Origin of the sequence: Microbispora sp. ZYX-F-249, assembly GCF_039649665.1 — a bacterium.
GTDB lineage: Bacteria > Actinomycetota > Actinomycetes > Streptosporangiales > Streptosporangiaceae > Microbispora > Microbispora maris.
On the sequence record NZ_JBDJAW010000019.1, the window covers coordinates 94,080 to 114,264 of the forward strand.

Consider the following 20,185-nt stretch of genomic DNA (forward strand, 5'->3'; position numbering starts at 1 on the left):
CCGGTAACTTACCGGGAATTTCGCGCGAGAACGGTCCACACGAAAGAGCGCGGTGAACAGCGATGCGCCGGAACGGCAGGATCACCGTTCCGGCGCTTGCGGGCCGGAGTGTCAGACGAGGGCGGGAACCCGCTCCTCGGGGGCCTCCTCGGGCTCGTCGTCGCCGTGCGACAGCCGCGGCAGCCAGTCCAGCCATCGTGGCAGGTACCAGTTCCAGTCGCCGAGCAGTTTCATCGTCGCGGGCAGCAGCACCGCGCGGACGATCGTCGCGTCGATCAGCACGGCCGCCGCCAGGCCGACGCCCAGCTGCATGAACGTCAGCAGCGACAGCGTGGCGAACGTGGCGAACACCGCCACCATGATGAGCGCGGCGCTGGTCACCACGGCCGCGGTGCTCCTGATCCCGAACGACACGGCGTCCTCGGTGCTCATGCCCCTGTCGTACGCCTCCCTGATCCGGCTGAGGATGAAGACGTGGTAGTCCATCGACAGCCCGAAGAGGATCACGAACAGGAACAGCGGCAGCCAGTTGGTGATCGTGCCCGTCGAGTGGAATCCCAGCAGGCTCTCGCCGTACCCCTTCTGGAAGACGAGCACGAGCACGCCGTACGCCGCGGCGACGGACAGCAGGTTCAGCACGATGGCCTTGACCGCCACGACCACCGAGCGGAACGAGACCAGCAGCAGCACGAACGCCAGCAGCAGCACGAACCCGAACACCAGCGGGATGCGGCTGGTGAGCTGCTCGTTGAAGTCCATCGAGCCGGCCGTGTTGCCGGTGACGTGGGCGCCGGGCAGCGTGGCCGGCACGACCTTCTCCCGCAGGGTGCGGATCGCGTGCTCGGAGACCTCGTCCGCGCCGGTGCCCTTGATGCCGATGCTGATTCTCGCGACCGTCTTGTCCGGGTTGACGGCGACGGCGAAGGGCTCGTTGGCCTCGCCCGTGGCCAGCGCCTGCCGTTTGAAGTCCTCGATCCTGGCGGTGAACGCCGGCGTCGTCACGTCGGCCGCCTTCACCACGACCACCGCCGGCTCGTTGCCGCCGGGGAACGCCTTGTCGATCCGCTTGAACGTCTCGGCGATCTGGTAGTCGCCCTGGAGGTCGTCGATGGTCTGGGTGCCGGTCTTCAGGCCGAAGGCCGGGATGGCCAGGGCGGCGAGCAGCCCGCCCGCGAGGACGGCGGAGATGAGCGGGTGCCGCAACACCGGCCGCAGGATCGCGCCCCACACGCGGCTCTCACCGCCGCGCACCCCGAGGATCCGCCGCCAGGTGAGCCGGCCGCCGGTGAGGACGCGCGCCGTGCCGTGGATCAGCCGGGCGTCGATCTTGTCGCCGATCAGTGACAGCAGCGCGGGCAGCACGGTCAGCGAACCCACGACGGCCGTGAGCACCACGAGGATCGTGCCCTCGGCGAAGCCCATGAAGATGCCGTTGCCGGTGAGGAACATGCCCGCCATGGCCACGATGACGGTGATGCCGGAGATCAGCACGGCGCGTCCCGACGTGGCCGCGGCGATCTCGATGGACCGCTTCTTGTCGCGGCCCCTCGCCCGTTCCTCCCTCTCGCGCATGATGTAGAAGAGCGAGTAGTCGACGCCGACGGCCAGGCCGATGAGCAGCATGACGTTGGTGGTGGCCGAGTCGACGTGCAGAAGATGGCTGGTGAAGGCCAGCAGGCCGGTGGCCGCGAAGATCGCCGTCATCGCCAGCGCGACCGGGACGACCGCCGCCAGGAGCGCGCCGAACGCCGCGAGCAGGATGCCGATCGTGATGGGCAGCGAGAGCTGCTCGGCCCGGACGAAGTCCGCGTCGATCGCCTCGCCGATCAGCTTCTCGGAGCTGGCGGCGCCCGCCTCCTCCACGCGCAGGTCGGGGTGTGCCCCCTGCACCCCGGCCACCGCGTCGAGCACGGGCTGGATCCGTTCCTCCGCCGTGCCGCCGTCGCCCTTCATGTCGAACTGGACCAGCGTCGTCCGCCGGTCCTGCGTCACCGGCGAGGGCTCCTTGTCGTACGGCGTGCGCACGTGCTCGACCTGGCCGGTGGCCTCGACGGCCCGCTTGACGTCCTCCACGGCCCGGCGGAAGGCCGGGTCCGCCACCGTCAGCGTCCCCGTACGCGACTGGACCAGCACCACCTCGCCGGCCACGTCCGGGAACCTCGCGCCGTCGAGGATCTGCCCGGCCTGGCGCGAGTCGCCGTTCGCGGACTCGTAGCCGCGCATCTCGGTGGTGCCCACGGCGTTGCCCCCGACCGTCGCGACGGCGACGAAGGCGACCCAGATGAGCAGCGCCCACCACCGATGGCGTGCGCTCCAGCCGCCGATGGTGGCGGCGATGTTCCTGCGGCGTTCCATGACCTCCCCTTTTACGTCTGCCTCAGACGGTAGGGAACGATCAAGGGCGGCACATCGGACGCGGAGACCAGTTCGCGCGTACTGCTCGGGGCGTACACCCCTCATCCCCGCGATCTAGGGGACATCCCCTACTAGGCTCAGGGCATGAGATCGGAGCTGCGATGATCCCCGCGGACGCCTTCTACGCGGGGCTGTTCAAGGTGGCCGCCGCGGCGGCCGGTTTCATCACCGATACCTCGGACCGGGTCCTGCTCGTCAAGCCGGGCTACCGCGACCACTGGGGCTGGCCGGGCGGCCACGTCGACGAGGGCGAGTCACCCGAGGCGGCCTGCCGCCGGGAGCTGGCCGAGGAGCTGGGCCTCACCCGGCCGGTGGGCCGTCTGCTCGTGGTCCAGTGGGTGCCGCCGCTGGACGACCGGCCGATCCCGCTGGTCCACTTCCTGTTCGACTGCGGGACGTTCCGGGACGGCGCGGGCGTGGTCCTGCAGCAGGAGGAGCTGGACGACTACGGCTTCTTCACCGCGGACCAGGCCGCCTCCCTCATGCCGGCCTACCTGGTGGCCCGGCTGACGGCCGCCCAGCGGGCCCGCGACACCGGCGAGACCGTCTACCTCCCTGCCGCCGTCGCCGAATAGTTTCCCGTCCTCGTGGAATGTGGTGGACGAAAGCGCCATCGCGAACGCGAGTGACCGAACGGGACGGTGAGGCATGGACGACCCTGAGCTCGGCAAGGAACTCGAGGAGGTGGACGCCCAGATCGAGCGTCTGCGCAAGCAGGCCGCGCAGATGCGCGAGGAGATCGGGCAGAGCTGGGACGCGCCGACGGACATGGCGGAGAGAGCCACGCTGCTGACCAACGTCGAGCAGCAGGAGGCGCTCATCGACGACCTGCAGGTCAGGCGGGAGCAGATCCTGCGGCGGATGAAGGGCTGAGCCCACCGGGGCGCTCCGGAAGGTCCGGGGCGTGGTTTGTACGGTGGTATGTGCCACAGCGTCGTGGCGCACCGGACGACGGGGGCGGCGTGGGCTCATGACCGCTATGCGAACGAGGGGTGCCGGAGGGGAACCGGCGGGGCTGCCCGCCGAGGTGACCAGCTTCGTGGGGCGCCGGCACGAGCTGGCCGAGCTCAAACGCCTGCTGGGGACCTCGCACGTGGTCACCGTGGTCGGGGCGGGCGGGGTGGGCAAGACCCGCCTCGCGCTGCGGGCGGCCGAGGAGGTCCGCAGGAGCTTCCCCGGCGGCGTACGGCTGGTCGAGCTGGCCGCGCTCGAAGATCCCGCCCTGCTCGTGCAGGCCGTGGGCGAGGCGCTGTCGGTCACCGACTATTCGGCCCGCCCGCCGCTGGACGCGCTGGTCGAACGCCTGCGGGACCGGCAGACCCTGATCGTGCTGGACACCTGCGAGCACGTCCTGGCCGAGTGCGCGAAGCGCGTGGACACGCTGGTCCGCGCGCTTCCCGGCCTCCGTGTCCTCGCCACGAGCAGGCAGGCGCTCGGCATCGACGGCGAGCGCATCGTCGAGCTCGCGCCGCTGTCGACGCCCGCCCCCGACGGTGCGGCCGCGGTGCCGCTCGCCGAGTCGGACGCGGTCCGCCTGTTCGCCGAGAGGGCCGCGGCGGTGGTGCCCGAGTTCGAGGTGACCGAGGAGAACGAGGAGGTGGTGGCCGAGATCTGCCGCCGCCTGGACGGCCTGCCGCTGGCGATCGAGATGGCCGTCGTACGGCTGCGCGCCCTGTCGGTGCGGCAGGTGCTGGAGCGGCTGGACGACCGGTTCCGGCTGCTGACCGGGGGATCGCGGGCCGCACTGCCCCGGCAGCGTACGCTGCGCGCGCTGTTCGAGTGGAGCTACGAGCTGTGCACCGAGCAGGAACGGCTGATGTGGCAGCGTGTCTCGGTCTTCGCCGGGGGGCTGGACCTGCAGGCCGCCGAGCACGTGTGCGCGGGCGACGGAATCGCGCGCGAGGACGTGCTCGAACTCGTCGCGGGGCTGGTCGACAAGTCGGTGCTGTTGCGGCGGGAGTCCGAGGGAGTGGTGCGTTACCGCCTGCTCGACACCGTCCAGCGGTTCGGGCGTGAGCTGCTCGCCGCGTCCGGGCACGAGGAGACGCTGCACCGGCGGCACCGCGACTACTACCGGAAGATCACCTCACGGGCCTGGGCCGAGCTGTTCGGCGCCGCCCAGCAGACGTGGGTGGAGCGCCTTCGGCGGGACCACGCCAACCTCCGCAAGGCGCTGGACTGGTCGCTGCGCCAGCCCGGGGAGGCGGAGACGGGCCTCGCGATGACCGCGGAGCTGCTCTACCACTGGAGCGGATACCACCTGTCGGAGGGGTCCGGCTGGTTCGACCGGAGCCTGGCCGCAGCGACCGAACCCGGCGAGGTGCGGGCCCACGCGCTGTGGGCGGGCGCCTGGATCGCCCTGCTCCGGGACGACCACGCCACCGCGCTCGCACGGCTGGAGGAGGCCACGGCGATCGCCGAGCGGCTCGGGCTGCGGGTGACGCACGGCTACATCGCGTTCCTGTCCGGCATGGCGGCCGTCTGCGCGGGCGACCTGGAGACCGGCATGCGGCGGTACGAGGAGGCCGCTGCCGCCCACCGCGCCGCCGGCAACCCCATCGGCCTGGCGCTGTCCCTCAACCGGCTCGCCCTGGCCAACGCGTTCCTGGGCCGTCCGGCCGCCCGCGACCTCGCCGAGGAGTGCATGGCCCTGTGCGACCTGTACGGCGAGGGCTGGCACCGGGCGTACGCGCTGCTGGCGCTGGCGATCGACGCCTGGCGCAGGGGCGACACGCGCGCGGCCTGCGAGATGGACAACGAGAGCCTGCGCTACATCACGGCCGTGGGCGACCAGCTCGGCATGGGGATGAACCTGGAGGCCCACGCCTGGTTCGCCGCGGGCGAGCACAGGTACGAACGGGCGGCCCGGCTGCTCGGCGTCGTACGGACCTCCTGGCGGGCCGCCGGCGCGCGGCTGGGGGAGTTCCGCTACATGAGCGGCTGCCACGACGACTGCGTCGCGGCCGCGTGCGAGGCGCTGGGCGAGCGCGCCTTCCAGGCGGAGACGGCCCGGGGCGCGGCGCTGACGCGGGAAGAGGCCCTGGCCTACGCGCTCCAGGAACGGACACCCGCCGCCCGCGAGCCCGCGCCGTTCGAGGGCCGGATCACGCCGCTCACGCGCCGGGAGACGGAGATCGCGCACCTCGTCGCCGAGGGACTGAGCAACAAGGACATCGCCGGACGGCTGGTCATCTCCCAGCGCACCGCTGAGGGCCACATCGAGCACATTCTCGACAAGCTCGGGTTCAAGTCCCGCGCCCAGGTGGCCGCCTGGATCAAGGAGCGGCTGAGCGGGCGGCCCGACGGCCCGGCCGCCGACAGGGCGGACGGCGCGGACGGGCCGGTCAGCGAAGGGCGTACGCCGGCAACTCGAACCACATGATCTTGCCCCGGCGGGTGCGCTCCGCGCCCCAGCAGCAGGCCAGCGAGTCGAGCAGCAGCAGTCCGCGGCCGTTCTCGGCACCGGCGGAGGGCCGGGCCACCTCGGGGAGCACGCCGTCGCAGTCCTCGACCTCGCAGCGCAGCAGCCCCTCGACGGCCGACAGCCGTACGACGAGGTCGCCGCAGCAGGTGTGGCAGACCACGTTGGTGACCAGCTCGCTCACCAGCAGCTCCGTCACGTCGGACAGCCTCTCCAGATCCCACGCGCGCAGGCGCTCGCGGGTCAGTCGCCGGGCCCGGCCGACGGAGGCAGGGTGGGCGGGCAGCCGCCAGGAGGCCGCCTCCACGTCGGGCTCGTCCACGAGCCGGATCGTGAGGTCGCCGACCCGCTGCCGCAGGGTCTCCCACCGGTGCCGGACCGAGGAGTGCCGGCGCTGCGGGGCGGCGGGCGCGTCGCCGCCGTGCGGGAGCGACCGTGGTTCGTCCCGGACGGGACAGTAGAGCAGACTCATCACTTCTCCTCGCCTTCGGCTCGGAGTCCGGCCGTACCGGAGGCGTGCGGTTCGACGCCTCGCCAGTCGCTGTGCCGCCTGGTGCGCCGGCTCATGCGGCGCATCCCAGTGAGGCGCGGGCCGGGATGCTGCGACCGTCCGGCATGAGCTCGCCGCTGTCGTCGAAGAGCACCACGCCGTTGCAGAGCAGGCCCCATCCCTGCTCCGGGTGGAAGGCGATCAGACAGGCCGCGTCGCGGTCGGGCGCGTCCGCCGGCGGGCACTGCGGGTGGTGCTGGCACATGATCGGTCCCCCTGACTCTCATGCACTCTTTGAGACGTTTTCAGACTGCCTTCTCGCTTCTTGGGGTGAGGAGGGGGAAAACACCCGTATCGATACCTGTTCGAGGGATACGTAGGTAGTGGGTGGAGGGCAGGTAGACGGCGGGTAAACCCTCACCCGTGCAGGGGAGATCACGTCCCAGGCCCGGCCCGCCCGGCGGGACGGGAGTCGCACCCCTCGTGAGCGAGTCACGGATGGTCAATAGAGTTACGGCATGAGTCCGAGGATCGCGACCGCCGAGAAGGTGTCCCGTGAGCAGTTGCTCGACTTCGTCCGTGATCGCCATCGGGCGATCCTGATCACGGCAAGACGTGACGGCGGCCCCCAGGCGTCCCCCGTGTCGTGTGGCGTCGACGCCGAGGGCCGCATCGTCGTGTCGACCTATCCCGAACGCGCCAAGACCCGCAACGCCCGCCGCGACCCGCGGGTGAGCGTGGTCGTGCTGTCCGACGACTTCGACGGGCCGTGGGTGCAGGTGGACGGCACCGCCGAGGTGCTCGACCTGCCGGAGGCCCTGGAGCCGCTGGTCGAGTACTACCGGTCGATCTCCGGCGAGCACCCCGACTGGGAGGAGTACCGCGCGGCCATGGTCCGCCAGGGCAAATCGCTGGTGCGGATCACGCCGACGTCCTGGGGGCCGGTCGCCACCGGCGGGTTCCCGCCGCGCCTGGCCTGACGCGCTTGAACGGCGCGCGCCTGTGGCCGTTGTACGCCGCAGGGTTCACCACGGCCTTCGGCGCCCACGGCATCGCCGCGAACCTCGCGGTGACGGATGACGGCGCGGGCGCGTCCCTGCTCCGGCTGGGCGTGCTGCTCGCCCTGTACGACGGCGCCGAGATCGTGCTCAAACCGGCGTTCGGCACGCTGGCCGACCGGATCGGGCCGCGCCCGGTGCTCGTGGGCGGCCTCGTCGCGTTCGTCCTCGCGTCGGGCGCGTACGCCCTGGCCGCCGGGCCGGACGGCGCCGCGGGCACCTGGTGGCTCCTGGCGGCCAGGCTGGGGCAGGGCGCCGCGGCCTCGGCGTTCTCGCCGTCGGCGTCCGCTCTGGTCGCGCGCCTGACGCCCGAGAGCGCACGGGGCCGGGCCTTCGGCTCGTACGGCTTTTACAAGAGCATCGGCTACACCCTCGGACCACTCCTCGGCGGGGCGGTCGTGGTGGCCGGCGGCCTGCGGTCGCTGTTCGCGGTCATGGCCGTGCTGGCCGCCGTGGTGGCCTGCTGGGCGGCTCTCGCGGTGCCCCGGATGCCCCCGCTGCCGCGTGCCAGGCAGAGCGTGGGCGACCTCACCAGGAGGCTCACCGATCCCGGGTTCCTGCGGCCGGTGACGGCCCTGGCGGCGGGGACGGCGGCGCTGTCGGCAGGGGTCGGCTTCCTGCCGGTCTCCGGCCGGGCCGACGGGCTCGGGCCCGTCGTGACCGGTGCGGCCGTCTCCCTGCTGGCCGCGTGCGCCGCCGTCGCTCAGCCTCTCGCGGGCCGGGCGCTCGACGCGGGGAGGATCACCGCGGTCCGCGGTCTGGGCGCCGGGCTGCTGCTCTGTGCGGCGGCCTTCGCGCTCGCGGCCGTCCCTGGCGTGGCTCCGCTGGTCCTCGCGGCGGCGACGGCGGGCGTGGGGATCGGGCTGGTCACCCCGCTCGGGTTCACCGTGCTGGCCGGCGCCACACCGCCCGAACGCATGGGCCAGACCATGGGGAGCGCCGAGGTGGGCCGGGAGATCGGCGACGCGGGCGGCCCGCTCCTCGTCGGCGCGGTCGCGACCGCGCTGTCCTTGACCTGGGGTTATGCGCTTCTCGCCGTCCTGCTCGCCGCCGGCGCCGGGTATGCGGGCAGGCGGGGGCGTGCGGCGGCCTGAGTCAGGCTCCGAACAGGGGCAGGCAGGGCTCGAGGCCGTGGATCTCGAACCCGTCGGGGGCCGTCCACTCGTCGCGGGACAGGCGCACCCGCTGCTGCAGGACGGCCTGTCCTCTGCGCTTCTCCACGGCGAGCCCGTCCTCCCGGTAGCCGAGCCGCCGGGAGATCGCCAGCGACCGCGGATTGTCGACGAAGGCGGACGACGTGGCGTACCGGGCGCCGAGACCGGCGAAGGCGAGATGCAGGACGGCCGCGCGCATCTCGGTGCCGATTCCCCTGCCCTGGAAGCGCAGGCCGATCCAGGAACCGGTGGCGACCTCCCGGGTGACCGCGAAGTCGCGGCCACGCATCTCCTGCACGCCGACCACCCGGCCCTCCCACACCGTGACGAAGGAGCAGCTCCAGTCGCCGGGAGACCAGGTGCCCCACTGCCGGAAGTGGACCTGGACGGTCGAGCGGGCGCGCTCGTGCGGCGGGGCGTCCGTCCACGGCACGCCGAACGGCATCTCCGCGGGGTCGTGAACGCCCTCGGCCGCCCGGTCGGCGAGCTCGTCCAGGTCGTCGAGGCCGGGCAGGCGCAGCTCCAGCCGGGGCGTCGTCAGTCTGAGCGCGAAGAGCGGCCAATGTCGCATGCCCCGATCCTGGCAAGATCCGGAGCCTGCCGGACACCGGTTTTCCCGGCGCCGTGGCCAGGGAAACCGGTATCCGCAGGGTGCGTGGTGCGGTTAGCCTCGGAGGCCGCCACGAGAGCGCCGGGGCCGTGAACCGGTGCGGACAAGGACACGCCCACATGCCCGACCCGCTCACCACACCGGCCGCCGAGCTTCCGGTCCGCCGGCTCGGACCCGAGGACCTGGATCGCTGCCTCGCACTGAGCCAGGACAGGGCCTGGGCCCGGGAGGAGCGCAAGTGGCTGTTCCTCCTGGAGAACGCCGAGGTCCACGCGATCGACGCCCCGTCGGGCGAGCTGGCGGGCACGGTCACGCTGACCCGGTACGGCACGGCCGCGGCGGGCATCGGCATGATGCTCGTCGCCACCCGGTACGGCGGACGCGGGCTGGGCCGCCAGCTGATGACGCACGTGCTGGACACGGCCGGTGACGCGGCCGTCTTCCTCTGGGCCACCGAGCTCGGCCGGCCGCTGTACGAGAAGCTCGGATTCGAGACGCTGGGCGTGACGGAGGCGCGCGTGGGGCGCCTGCGCCCCGGGAACGACCCCGTCCTGTCGAGGCCGGCCGACCTCGACGGCGACCTCGACGCCCTGCTCGCGCTCGACGCCGAGGTTTTCGGCGCGGACCGGGCCGCGCTGCTGGCGCGGTTGTTCGCCTTCGCCGAGGAGGTCAGGGTCGTCGAGGACGAGACGGGGCCGACGGGCTACGCCGTGTCGTGGCGCAGCATGAACACGCTGTTCATCGGGCCGGTGGTCGCCGGCGGCGAGGCGGACGCCCGCGCGCTCGTCACCGACCTCGCGCGCAACGCCGACGGCCTGGTGCGGCTCGAGGTCGAGCGCACCCGGCCGGGCCTGCTGGCCTGGCTCGGCGAGCGGGGCGTGACACAGGCGTTCTCGACGTCGTTCATGGTCCACGGCGGCAGGCCGCTGCCCGGCGACCGGACCCGCATGTTCGCTCCGATGATGCTCGCGATGGGCTGACTCTGCTGCTCCCATCGGGGCTGCTCCCATCGGGGCTGCTCCCATCGGGGCTGCTCCCATCGGGCTGCTCCCATGGGGGTTGCTCCCATCGGGGTTGCTCCCATCGGGCCCGCTCCCACCGGCGGCTCGCGGGGGCGTTCTGATCCGGCTCTGATCTGTGCCGCCTACCCTCGCGACCGCCGGTGGGACACCGGCCGCCCGCGCCGCGGCGGGTCGTGTCGTCGCCGCGGGCGGGTGCCTCGCGAGACGAAGGAGCCGGACATGCGCGATCCCCTCACCCGCGCCGCCCACCACGAGAGCGGCGATCCCGCCGGCCGCGGCGGGCCCGGGCACGCCGCCGGCGCGTTCCCGCACCTGCTGCTGGAGGCGCTGCGCGACTCACCCGGCACCGCTGCCTTCGAGCAGGGCGGCAGGATCGTCTCCAGGGGCGAGGTGCTGGAGCTCATCGGACGCATGGCCGGCGCGCTGCGCGACGTGGGACTCGGCCCCGGTAGCGGCGTCGCCGTCCGCACCGGCCTGTCGCCGGAGGCGTTCGCCGCCCAGATGGCCGCTCATGTGCTGGGCTGCCGCGTCGTGAGCGTGAAGCCCGGGTACACGCCCGGTCAGCTCGCCGACGTCCTCGGCGTGGGAGTCGACGCCGTGATCCTCGACCGGTCGACGGCGACACCGGACCTGCTCAACGCCGCCGGGCCGGCCACGGTGCTGTCGCTGGGGCCCGCCCCCGCAGCGGCCGGGGCGGCCGACATCCTGGCCCATCCCGGCGACGGCCGTCTCCCCGCCGTCACGGCGCGCCCGGACGACGCGGCCCTGCTGACCTTCACCAGCGGCAGCACGGGCAGGCCGAAAGGATGCGTGCTCACCTATCGGGCCCTGGCCGCGCACTGGTCCAGCCATCGCGGCTGGTCGTCGATCGCGCCCGGCTTCGACGAGTCCTTCCGGCGCTACATGCTGTTCGGCACCCTGTCCAGCCTGGTGGTGCTGGATTTCCTGGCGCCGTGCCTGCTCGGCGGCGGCACCGCGGTGATCCCCGACGACGACGGCCGGCCGCTGTTCCCGTACGCGATCGAGCGGCACCGGATCACCGGTGCGATCGTGACCGTGCCCCGGCTGTGTCAGATGCTCGACGTGCTCCGTGAGGAGCCGGTCGACGTCGGCAGCCTGCGCGCGCTGACGGTCTCCGGATCGCCCGTCAGCCCGCATCGGCTGATCGAGGCGCTGGACCGGCTGGGCCCCGTCGTCTACGTCGGGTACGGCGCGACCGAGGCCGGGGTCATCTCCATGCTCCCTCCCGGGGAGGGCCGCGACGCGCCCACCTCGGTCGGCCGCCCGCACCCCGGCGTCGAGATCAGCGTGCGCGACGAGGAGGGCCGGCCGGTCGCCGCGGGACGCACCGGCGAGATCCACGTGCGCGGCCCCTTTCTCATGGCGGGCTACTGGAACCAGCCGGAGGAGACCCGCGACGTGCTCCGGGACGGCTGGCTGCGCACCCGCGATCTCGGCCACCTCGACGAGACCGGTCTGCTGTACCTCGCCGGCCGGACCAGGGACGTGATCATCGTGAACGCGATCGTCGTCTACGCCGGTCCCATCGAGAAGGCGCTGGCGGGCCACCCCGACGTGGCCGAGGCGTACGTGACCGGCGCGCCGGACGAGCGGACCGGAGAGGCCGTCCACGCGTTCGTGGTCCCCGCTCCGGGCCGCACTCCGGACCACGCCGCCCTGGCAGAGCTGGTACGCGCCGAGCTCGGCGCGGACAGCGTCCCCCGGACGATCACGACGGTCGCCTCCGTGCCGGTCGCGCCGAGCGGAAAACCGGACAAGCGTGCCCTGGTGGAACGGCATCTGTCCACGGCGCTCTGATCCGCCTCTGAGAATCGCCCGCCAACACTGGTGAAACTTCAACCATCCCAGTGAGGGAGGCGTCAGTGCCGGACAACATCCTGGACTACCTGGTGGTCGGCGCCGGACCGGCGGGCCTGCAGATGGGCCACTTCCTGCACCGGGCGGGGCGCGGCTACCGGATTCTCGAGGCGGCGCCCGAGCCCGGCGCGTTCTTCCGGACCTTTCCCCGCCATCGCACGCTCATCTCCATCAACAAGAAGCACACCGGATGGGACGATCCGGAGCTCAACCTCCGGATGGACTGGAACTCGCTGCTGTCGGACGACCCGCGTCTCCTGTTCACCCGCTACAGCGACCGTTACTTCCCCGCCGCCGAGGACTTCGTCCGCTACATCGAGGACTTCGTCGCCTTCCAGGGCCTGCACGTCACCTACGACGCGCGGGTCGCCGAGGTCGCGCGCCCGGGCGCGGAAGGCCCGTTCCTCGTGACCGACGAGTACGGCCGGACGTACCGGGCGCGGCGGGTGATCGTGGCGACGGGGGTCTCCCGGCCGAACGTCCCGCCCATCCCCGGCATCGAGACCGCCGAGCAGTACAGCACCCATTCGACCGATCCCGCGGACTACACGGACATGCGGGTCCTCGTCATCGGCAAGGCCAACTCGGCCTTCGAGACCGCCGACAACCTCATCGAGACGGCCGCGGTCGTCCACGTGGCCGGACCGCACCCGGTCAAGCTGGCCTGGCGGACCCACTTCGTCGGGCACCTGCGCGCGGTCAACAACAACTTCCTCGACACCTACCAGCTCAAACTGCAGAACGCCGTCCTGGACGGCGACGTCAGGAGGATCGAGCGCCTCCCCGACGGCTCCTACCTGGTGACGGTGGCCTTCGTCCGGGCCGACGAGGTCACCAAGGACATCCCGTACGACCGCGTGATCGTGTGCACCGGGTTCCGGTTCGACGGCTCCATCTTCTCGCCCGAGTGCCGTCCCGAGCTGACCATCGGGGACAGGTTCCCCGCGCTGACCCCGGCCTACGAGTCGGTCAACGTGCCCGATCTCCACTGCGCCGGGACGATCACCCAGTCGCTCGACTTCAAGCGCGGCACCAACGGCTTCATCCACGGTTTCCGGTACGGCGTCCGCGCCCTGCACCGCCTGCTGGAGAACAGGCATCACGGCGTCCCCTGGCCGGGCCGCGACCTCCCCGCCGATCCGGACGTGCTCGCGGCGGCCGTGCTCGAACGGGTCAACCGCAGCTCGGCGCTGTGGCAGCAGTTCGGGGTGCTGGCCGACGTGATCGTCCCGGACGGGCTCGGCGGCATGCGCTACCTGGAGGAGCTGCCGATCGACCTGCAGGGCCCGCCGGTCGGCGGCGAGGGCCGCTTCATGATCACCCTGGAGTACGGCCCGCACCACGACCAGGTCGACCCCTTCGACCTCTCGGTGGGGCGGATCAGGCAGAGCGACGCGGATCGTGCGGACGAGGGCCACTACCTCCACCCGGTCGTACGCCGCTGGCGGGGCGGAGCGGTGGAGGCCGTCCACCACGTCACCGAGAACCTGGAGAACGACTGGACCTCGGAAGAGGTGCACCTGCGCCCGCTCCGGGACTTCTTCAAGCGCCAGAGCCTCCCGGCCTCGGTGTGACGGCCGTGCCGGCGACCATCAGGGAGTTCGAGGCGGTGGCCCGCGACCGGCTGGACCCCGCCCACTACGACTACTTCGCCGGCGGGGCCGGCGACGAGGTCACGGTGAGAGCCAACGAGGCGGCGTTCGCCCGGCTCGCGCTGCTGCCGCGGGTCCTTCGCGGCGCAGGGAGTCCGGAGATCGGGGTCACCCTGCTGGGCAGCCGCGCGGAGATGCCGGTGCTGGTGGCGCCGACCGCGTTCCACCGGCTGGCCGACCCCGAGGGGGAGAAGGCCACGGCACGCGCGGTGGCCGCCGCGGGGACCATCATGATCGTGAGCATGGCCGCCACCGTCGCCGTCGAGGACGTCGCGGCCGCGGCGCCGGGCGCCACCCTGTGGTTCCAGCTCTACGTCCAGCCCGACATGGCCTTCACCGAGGCGATCGTCCGGCGCGCCGAGGCGGCCGGGTGCGCGGCGCTGGTCGTCACCGTGGACTCCCCTGCCCGTGGCCGCAGGGACCGGGAGGTGCGCCGCGGCTTCGACGATCTCCCCGAGGGCATGCGCTGCGAGAACCTGCGCGACGACGGCGGCGAGTCGGTGCGGCCGATCGTCATGTCACCCGCGATCTCCTGGGAGCACGTCGACGCGCTGAGGCGGATGACGAGGCTGCCGCTCGTGCTCAAGGGCGTCACGCACCCCGCCGACGCGCGCCTCGCCCTGGAGCACGGCGTGTCGGCGGTGTACGTCTCCAACCACGGAGGACGGCAGCTCGACACCGTCCCGGCCACCGTCGATCTGCTGCCGGACATCGTGGCCGCCGTACGCGGGGCCGTACCGGTGCTGGTGGACGGAGGGATCCGGCGCGGCACCGACGTGGTCAAGGCGCTGGCGCTGGGCGCGTCCGCCGTCGCGGTCGGCCGTCCGGTCGTCTGGGGCCTGGCGGCGGACGGCGAGTGCGGCGTGGCCCGCGTGCTCGGGCTGCTGCGGGACGAGGTCGAGCACGCGCTCACGCTGTGCGGCCTCGCCTCGTCGCACGACCTGGAGCCGGGGCTGGTGCGGCGATGCTGACGGCGGTGTGGGTGGCGCTGTGGGCGGCCGCGGCCGTCGTCGTGATCAGCTTGCCCCGGTGGCTCCCCGGGCGCGTCGTGGCGCTGCGCGGGTGGGTGTTCACGAGGATCAACGGCGAGGAGAGCATCGCGGTCCCCGGCGACCTGGTCGGCGTGGACCGGTTCAGGGAGGTCTACTCCCACCCGGCGGCCTCCGGCCGGAGCGAAGGCGCCGTCCTGTCCGACCTGTTCTGGTACTGGCTGTCGCCGGGGCCCGAGATGCACCAGGAGCACCTGGAGGCGGGGGAGCGGTACGACGCCGTCGCCATGGCCACCCGCCGCATCCTGTCCCTGCCGCGCGCACAGGTGGAGGAGCTCACCCGCCGGTGCGTCGGCCGGGCGCTGGAGGGCGGGCGCGGAGTGGTCCGGCTGCGCGACCTGATGATGCCGGCCTGGGCCGAGTTCGCCTACGAGCTCGTCTTCGGCGAACCCTGCCCGCCGCACGCCCGCGACCTCGTCGTCGGCAACGCGGACGACGTCGCGACCGCGCTCAAGTGCTGCGGCCTGCGGCACATGGACCGGCGTGACCGGCTGACCGCCTATCTCCTCGAGTCGCTGCCCCGGGTGAGGCACGAGCTCCCCGCGGGCCTGACGCCCCGGGAGCAGGCGCTGTATCTCCATGGGGCCTTCTTCACCACCGCCGTCGTGCAGATGTCGGAGGCCACGGCTCACGTGCTGATGGCCCTGGCCCGGCATCCGGACGTACAGGACAGGGCGCGGGGCGGTGACGACCGCTACCTCGACCAGGTGATCGCGGAGACGCTGCGGCTCTATCCGCTCTTCGGCATCGCCCACCGCGTCACCAAGGGCGACATCCTCCTGGGCGAGAGGGGCACGATCCCGGCCGGCTCGGTGCTGTGCTTCGACTACCCCGCGTTCCACCGCGCGGGCTTCCCCGATCCGGAGCGTTTCGATCCCGGGCGCTTCGCCCCCGGGCACGCCCCGCTCAAGGAGCTCAACCACATCCCGTTCGGCATGCCGGCGAACCGTCCCTGCCCGGCGTGGCGGCTCGCGCCGCTCGCCATGCGGGTCGCCGTACGGGAGGTCCTGCGGGCGTACGCGCTCGGCTCCACCGCGGCGCACACCCGGTCGATGCCCAACCGGGGACCGTGCCTGCTCACTCCGCCCGGCGCGGGACGGCGTGGGCCGGGACGGCGCCTGACGCTGCTGTCCATGCGCCTGCGGGACGGCTGGGAGGACGTCTGGCGCAGCCTCGTGCAGCTCGTCCTCGGCACGTACATGGTGTGGGACGCGCGCAGGCTGCGGCTGTGCGAGCGCCACTTCTCCGGCGACGCCCGCCCCGAGGGCACGTAGACGACCGGCCGATCTCAGGTTCCGACCACGAACGGAGGCACGAGCCATGCCTGTTCCCGCCCTCCTTTCAATAGAGGCGCACACCGCCGACCCCAACCTGGAGCTGGCGCTCAGGGTGCTGCCGGCCCTGGCCGTCATCTTGCTGACCGCGGCTCTGTGCGGCCGGCTGGCGCTCCTCGTGATGCAGCCGCGCGTCGTCGGCGAGATGATCGCCGGCGTCCTGCTCGGGCCGACGCTCCTCGGCGCGCTGTTCCCCGACGCACAGGCGGCCCTGTTCCCCGCCGAGGTCCGACCGGTCCTGTACGTGCTCAGCACCCTCGGCCTGACGTTGTACATGTTCCTGGTCGGCGCCGGGATGGACCACGACGCCCGGGCGCCGGGCGAGCTGCGCAAGGCGAGCGTGCTGGCGGCGTCGGGGATCTTGTCCCCGCTGGTCCTCGGCGGCGCCGCCGGTCTCGTCCTGTGGGAGCGCCTGTCCCGCCCGGACGTCGGCCGGATGGAGTTCGCCCTGTTCCTCGGGGGAGCGCTGTCGCTGACCGCGTTCCCCATGCTCGCCAGGATCCTGTACGAACGCGGGCTGCAGAACTCCCGCATCGGACGGATCGCCCTGCTGGCCGCCTCCATCGACGACGCCGTCGCGTGGTGCCTGCTCGCGGCGCTGTCGGCGGTGCACCTGGGCGGCGGCACCGGTGAAACGGTGCGCACCATCGCCCTGGCGGCGGTGTTCGCGGCGGTGATGCTCGGGGTGGTGGCTCCGCTGCTGCGCCCCCTGGGCCGCCGCGTCGCGCGTACCGGACGCCTCGGCGCCGGCGCCGTCTACGTGATCGTGCTGGTGCCGCTCACGGCCGGATGGATCACCGACGCGATCGGCGTCTACTCGGTGTTCGGCGGATTCGTCGCCGGGTTGGCCATGCCGCGCGAGCCGGAGTTCCGCGCCGCTCTGCACGGCCGGATGATGGATGTCGTATCGACCCTGCTGCTGCCGGTCTTCTTCGCGTTCTCGGGGCTGAACACCCATCTCGGCGGCATCGCCGGGGGCTCCGCGCTCTGGATATTCGTGCTGATCCTGGCCCTGGCCTTCTCCGGGAAGTACTTCGGCTGTTCGCTGGCGACGCGGGTGATGGGGTTCGGCTGGCGCGAGTCCTGGGCCATGGGCGCGATGATGAACGCCCGCGGACTGATGATCCTCATCTTCATCAACATCGGCCTGGCGCAGGGCATGATCACGCAGGAGCTCTTCGCGATGCTCGTCCTCGTGGCGGTGCTCACCACCGCGGGAGCGCTGCCGCTCTACAAACTGGCGCTGCCGGAGCGCCACGAGCGGGCCGATGCGGGGAGCGTGGGGAGCGCGGCTTCGGTGGGTGTGGCGGCTGGAGAAACCGGTTTCATCTAATTTCACGTGAAAGTCGGACATTCGCGAACTATGGAGCGGTTTTCCTGCAGTGAAATTCAGAAGTCTGGATATTTCCTGATATCGGTGCCACGGTTGTGCGGTGGCACGGATACCGGGGACATCCGAACCGCGCTCCCGGCGCCTGTTGCTCGTGGAGGACGACCGCGAGCTGGGAGACATGCTGGTCGAGGTGTTCACCGACCAGGGCTACACGGTCGACCTGGCGCTCGACGGCCAGCGAGGCCTGCACCTGGCGCTGAGCCGCGGCTACGACGCGATGGTCATCGATCGCGGCCTGCCCGTGGTCGACGGGCTCGACCTGCTGCGCCGGCTGCGCCGCCGGGCGGTCACCGTGCCGGTGCTCATGCTCACCGCCTTCGGCGCCCTCGCCGACCGGGTGACCGGACTCGACGCGGGCGCCGAAGACTACCTGGTCAAGCCGTTCGAGATCGACGAGCTGCTGGCCAGGGTGCGCGCCCTGCACCGCAGGAACCTGGACCAGGCGGCGCTGCTGCCGCTCGGCGACGGCTGGCTCGACTCCGCGTCCTGTGTCGTACGGCTGCCATCCGGCGAGCAGGTGACCCTGTCCGGCCAGGAGTGCCGGCTGCTCCACGCGCTGGCGGCCCGCCCCCGGCAGGTGCACACGCGCACCTCGCTGCGGCAGCGGGTCTTCGACGGCGCCAGGACCGAGTCGATCGTGGACACCTATGTCTACTACCTGCGCACCAAACTGGGGCCCGGCATCGTCCGTACCGTGCGGGGCGTGGGGTACCGCCTGGGTGAGCTGTGAACACGAAACGGTCCTTCGACCCGGAGCGGCGGCTGCTGATCCGGACCCGTCGCCGGATCACCGCGCAGGTGGCGGCCGTGTTCACGCTGGCGATCGCCCTCCTGGGCGCGATGGTCTACTGCGTCGTGGTCGCCGAGCAGGACGCCACCGCCCGGCGCGACCTGGCCGTGGCCGCGATGTCGGCCCCGATGGACCACCCGCCGCCCTGCGTATGGCTGTTCGAACTCCGGGCGGACACCGTGCGGAGCTCCCCCGGGGCGCCGGCGGGCCTGCCGGTGCGCGAGACCCTCGACCGGGTCGCCGCCGACGGCCGCACCCGGGTCGACGTCGCGGACATCGGCGGTCATACGTACCTGGTCCGTACGCAGCGGCGCGGCGACGTGCTCCTCCAGGCGGTGAGGGACCTGTACTACCCCGTCACCGAGCGGCAGCGGCTGCTGCGCACGCTCTGCGCGGCCGAGGTCGCGGCCCTGCTCGCGGCGTTGCTGATCGGTCAGGTCCTCGCCCGCCGGGCGATCGCGCCGCTGGGCGAGGCCCTCGACCGGCAGCGCCGGTTCACCGCCGACGTCAGTCACGAACTGCGCAGCCCGCTGGCCCGGCTGCACGTCCGTGCGCAGCTCGCCGCCCGGCGCCTGAGACGGGAGCCCGATCCTCGTGTCATCGCGGGCGACGTCGAGCGGCTGGTCACCGGCATCGGGCAGCTGGGCGAGGTGATCGAGGACATGTTGCTGTCGACCCAGCTCAGGCAGCACCGCCGGCCGTTCGGGCCCGCGGACCTGGCCGCCCTGGCGGAGGAGGCGGCCGACGCCGAGGCGGCCCGCGCCGGGCAGCGCGGGGTGACGATCGACCTGCGGCGGGATCCGGGGGATCACGTCGTGTGCGGAGCGCCGTCCGCGCTGCGCCGGGTGATCTCCGCGCTCCTCGACAACGCACTCCGCCACACCTCGGCGGGCGGCCACATCTGGGTGACGGTGTGTTCGGGGCCGGGGACCGTTCGGCTCAGCGTGCGGGACGACGGCGTGGGGCTGGACCCGCGTGACGGCGAGCGCCTGCTGGCCAGACATGCCGGCGTGCCCCACACCGGAGGCCTCGGCATCGGCCTGGCTCTCGTGCGCGAGGTGATGGACGCGCACGGCGGCACGATCGACGTGGACGGGCGGCCCGGAGCCGGAGCGACCTTCACCATCCACCTTCCTCGGGCGACGCCGGACCCCGCCCCGCGCCTTTCCCCGGTCGGTCCTCCTGCCCCGGCAGCCCGGGAGCGGGACGGACACAACGCCGGAGGCGACGGTCTCCGGCCCCGGCGACGCCTCCCTGTGGTGCTGCGGGGATGGCGGAGCGTGCTCACGAGGGCCGGTGCGCGCTGAGGGGGTGACCGGGCGCGGTCGCGGCGTCGAGAAGCGCACGGGCGGCGGACCGGGCTCGCTCCGCCGGGCCGGCGGCCGTGCCCATGGCGGCGGCGACGATGGCCCCCTCCACCAGCAGCAGAAGCTGGTCCGCGAGCAGGTCCGGGTCGGCGGCCCCCGCCTCGGCCGCGAGCGTGCGAAGCCTTGCCCGCAGCGTGCTCTTGTGGGCCCGAGCCGCCGCCGCGACGGGCGGTGACGCCGGGCCGAGCTCGCCGAAGGCGTTGATGAACGAGCAGCCGCGGAAGTCGGCCGTACCGAACCATTCGGCGAGGAAGCCGAAGACGGCGAGCACGCGCTCCCGGGGCTCTCCGGCACGACCGAGATGGTCGTTCAGGGCGTCGTTCCACCGCCGGTCGCGATGCTCCAGGTACGCCTCCACCAGCGTGTCCTTGGAGGCGTAGCACTGGTAGAGCCGCTTGAGCGAGACCCCCGCGGCGTCGCGGACCTGGTCCATGCCCACGGCCTGGATGCCCCGCGCGTAGAACAACCGCTCGGCGGCGTCCAGGATGCGCCGGCGCGCCTCATCTCCGTCCATCCGCACCCGTCGGGTCCCGTCCACCGGCCCCTCCTTGC

18 protein-coding genes are annotated in these 20,185 nt (G+C 72.6%); 13 read left to right on the forward strand and 5 right to left on the reverse strand.

Annotated elements, in window-relative coordinates; all coding sequences use genetic code 11:
- Positions 1 to 111: 111 nt before the first annotated feature.
- Positions 112 to 2,355, reverse strand: coding sequence for an MMPL family transporter (locus AAH991_RS22755; protein ID WP_346227908.1), 2,244 nt, complete (start codon positions 2,353 to 2,355; stop codon positions 112 to 114).
- 161 nt (positions 2,356 to 2,516) lie between these two features.
- Between AAH991_RS22755 and AAH991_RS22760 the strand changes: the two genes are divergently transcribed.
- The 3 genes from AAH991_RS22760 to AAH991_RS22770 all read left to right on the forward strand — a co-directional run bounded on the left by AAH991_RS22760 (position 2,517) and on the right by AAH991_RS22770 (position 5,797).
- Entirely contained in the window at positions 2,517 to 2,990 is a 474-nt protein-coding gene (locus AAH991_RS22760) for an NUDIX domain-containing protein (protein ID WP_346227909.1), read from the forward strand.
- Positions 2,991 to 3,063: 73 nt separating this feature from the next.
- Positions 3,064 to 3,288, forward strand: a complete 225-nt coding sequence (locus tag AAH991_RS22765) for a hypothetical protein (RefSeq protein WP_346227910.1) — start codon at positions 3,064 to 3,066, stop codon at positions 3,286 to 3,288.
- Positions 3,289 to 3,394: 106 nt separating this feature from the next.
- Positions 3,395 to 5,797, forward strand: coding sequence for an ATP-binding protein (locus AAH991_RS22770; RefSeq protein ID WP_346227911.1), 2,403 nt, complete (start codon positions 3,395 to 3,397; stop codon positions 5,795 to 5,797).
- Here AAH991_RS22770 and AAH991_RS22775 read toward each other — a convergent pair.
- Together AAH991_RS22775 and AAH991_RS22780 are read right to left on the reverse strand one after the other, a co-directional pair.
- Positions 5,760 to 6,308, reverse strand: coding sequence for an ATP-binding protein (locus AAH991_RS22775; protein ID WP_346227912.1), 549 nt, complete (start codon positions 6,306 to 6,308; stop codon positions 5,760 to 5,762). The genes AAH991_RS22770 and AAH991_RS22775 overlap by 38 nt on opposite strands.
- Positions 6,309 to 6,399: 91 nt before the next feature.
- Positions 6,400 to 6,591: a DUF5999 family protein gene (locus tag AAH991_RS22780; protein WP_079314569.1), complete on the reverse strand. Its 192-nt coding sequence runs from the start codon at positions 6,589 to 6,591 to the stop codon at positions 6,400 to 6,402.
- Between the two features lie 253 nt (positions 6,592 to 6,844).
- On the opposite strand from AAH991_RS22780, the gene AAH991_RS22785 reads away from it, so the two are divergent.
- Together AAH991_RS22785 and AAH991_RS22790 are read left to right on the forward strand one after the other, a co-directional pair.
- Positions 6,845 to 7,306, forward strand: coding sequence for a PPOX class F420-dependent oxidoreductase (locus AAH991_RS22785; RefSeq protein ID WP_346227913.1), 462 nt, complete (start codon positions 6,845 to 6,847; stop codon positions 7,304 to 7,306).
- Positions 7,307 to 7,311: 5 nt separating this feature from the next.
- A complete protein-coding gene (locus AAH991_RS22790; RefSeq protein WP_346227914.1) occupies positions 7,312 to 8,478 on the forward strand; it encodes an MFS transporter in 1,167 nt (388 codons plus the stop codon).
- Position 8,479: 1 nt separating this feature from the next.
- Here AAH991_RS22790 and AAH991_RS22795 read toward each other — a convergent pair whose 3' ends face one another.
- Positions 8,480 to 9,109 (reverse strand): GNAT family N-acetyltransferase, encoded by a 630-nt coding sequence (locus AAH991_RS22795; protein WP_346227915.1) that lies wholly within the window; start codon positions 9,107 to 9,109, stop codon positions 8,480 to 8,482.
- A gap of 158 nt (positions 9,110 to 9,267) precedes the next feature.
- Here AAH991_RS22795 and AAH991_RS22800 point away from each other — a divergent pair, with 158 nt between their 5' ends.
- The 8 genes from AAH991_RS22800 to AAH991_RS22835 all read left to right on the forward strand — a co-directional run bounded on the left by AAH991_RS22800 (position 9,268) and on the right by AAH991_RS22835 (position 19,573).
- On the forward strand, positions 9,268 to 10,128 hold the full coding sequence (locus tag AAH991_RS22800; protein WP_346227916.1) for a GNAT family N-acetyltransferase: 861 nt from the start codon (positions 9,268 to 9,270) through the stop codon (positions 10,126 to 10,128).
- Positions 10,129 to 10,389: 261 nt separating this feature from the next.
- On the forward strand, positions 10,390 to 11,988 hold the full coding sequence (locus AAH991_RS22805; RefSeq protein WP_346227917.1) for a class I adenylate-forming enzyme family protein: 1,599 nt from the start codon (positions 10,390 to 10,392) through the stop codon (positions 11,986 to 11,988).
- A gap of 65 nt (positions 11,989 to 12,053) precedes the next feature.
- The gene (locus AAH991_RS22810) at positions 12,054 to 13,622 is read left to right on the forward strand and encodes an NAD(P)-binding domain-containing protein (RefSeq protein ID WP_346227918.1); all 1,569 of its coding nucleotides are present in this window, start codon (positions 12,054 to 12,056) and stop codon (positions 13,620 to 13,622) included.
- Positions 13,623 to 13,627: 5 nt separating this feature from the next.
- A complete protein-coding gene (locus AAH991_RS22815; protein ID WP_346227919.1) occupies positions 13,628 to 14,671 on the forward strand; it encodes an alpha-hydroxy acid oxidase in 1,044 nt (347 codons plus the stop codon).
- A complete protein-coding gene (locus tag AAH991_RS22820; RefSeq protein WP_346227920.1) occupies positions 14,665 to 16,023 on the forward strand; it encodes a cytochrome P450 in 1,359 nt (452 codons plus the stop codon). Before AAH991_RS22815 ends, AAH991_RS22820 begins: the two co-directional genes overlap by 7 nt.
- A 46-nt stretch (positions 16,024 to 16,069) precedes the next feature.
- Positions 16,070 to 17,416: a cation:proton antiporter domain-containing protein gene (locus AAH991_RS22825; protein WP_346227921.1), complete on the forward strand. Its 1,347-nt coding sequence runs from the start codon at positions 16,070 to 16,072 to the stop codon at positions 17,414 to 17,416.
- Between the two features lie 100 nt (positions 17,417 to 17,516).
- Positions 17,517 to 18,206, forward strand: a complete 690-nt coding sequence (locus AAH991_RS22830; RefSeq protein ID WP_346227922.1) for a response regulator transcription factor — start codon at positions 17,517 to 17,519, stop codon at positions 18,204 to 18,206.
- Positions 18,203 to 19,573 carry a sensor histidine kinase gene (locus tag AAH991_RS22835; RefSeq protein WP_346227923.1) on the forward strand — a complete coding sequence of 457 codons (1,371 nt, stop codon included), beginning with the start codon at positions 18,203 to 18,205 and terminating at the stop codon, positions 19,571 to 19,573. Before AAH991_RS22830 ends, AAH991_RS22835 begins: the two co-directional genes overlap by 4 nt.
- Here AAH991_RS22835 and AAH991_RS22840 read toward each other — a convergent pair.
- Positions 19,551 to 20,171: a TetR/AcrR family transcriptional regulator gene (locus tag AAH991_RS22840; RefSeq protein WP_346227924.1), complete on the reverse strand. Its 621-nt coding sequence runs from the start codon at positions 20,169 to 20,171 to the stop codon at positions 19,551 to 19,553. The two genes, AAH991_RS22835 and AAH991_RS22840, sit on opposite strands and share 23 nt — an antisense overlap.
- Positions 20,172 to 20,185 lie beyond the last annotated feature (14 nt).

Excerpts from the sequence above, each read along its gene's own strand:
- AAH991_RS22755 (WP_346227908.1), bottom strand. The coding sequence starts at position 2,355 with ATGGAACGCCGCAGGAACATCGCCGCCACCATCGGCGGCTGGAGCGCA.
- AAH991_RS22760 (WP_346227909.1), top strand. The coding sequence starts at position 2,517 with ATGATCCCCGCGGACGCCTTCTACGCGGGGCTGTTCAAGGTGGCCGCC.
- AAH991_RS22765 (WP_346227910.1), top strand. The coding sequence starts at position 3,064 with ATGGACGACCCTGAGCTCGGCAAGGAACTCGAGGAGGTGGACGCCCAG.
- AAH991_RS22770 (WP_346227911.1), top strand. The coding sequence starts at position 3,395 with ATGCGAACGAGGGGTGCCGGAGGGGAACCGGCGGGGCTGCCCGCCGAG.
- AAH991_RS22775 (WP_346227912.1), bottom strand. The coding sequence starts at position 6,308 with ATGAGTCTGCTCTACTGTCCCGTCCGGGACGAACCACGGTCGCTCCCG.
- AAH991_RS22780 (WP_079314569.1), bottom strand. The coding sequence starts at position 6,591 with ATGTGCCAGCACCACCCGCAGTGCCCGCCGGCGGACGCGCCCGACCGC.
- AAH991_RS22785 (WP_346227913.1), top strand. The coding sequence starts at position 6,845 with ATGAGTCCGAGGATCGCGACCGCCGAGAAGGTGTCCCGTGAGCAGTTG.
- AAH991_RS22795 (WP_346227915.1), bottom strand. The coding sequence starts at position 9,109 with ATGCGACATTGGCCGCTCTTCGCGCTCAGACTGACGACGCCCCGGCTG.
- AAH991_RS22800 (WP_346227916.1), top strand. The coding sequence starts at position 9,268 with ATGCCCGACCCGCTCACCACACCGGCCGCCGAGCTTCCGGTCCGCCGG.
- AAH991_RS22805 (WP_346227917.1), top strand. The coding sequence starts at position 10,390 with ATGCGCGATCCCCTCACCCGCGCCGCCCACCACGAGAGCGGCGATCCC.
- AAH991_RS22820 (WP_346227920.1), top strand. The coding sequence starts at position 14,665 with ATGCTGACGGCGGTGTGGGTGGCGCTGTGGGCGGCCGCGGCCGTCGTC.
- AAH991_RS22825 (WP_346227921.1), top strand. The coding sequence starts at position 16,070 with ATGCCTGTTCCCGCCCTCCTTTCAATAGAGGCGCACACCGCCGACCCC.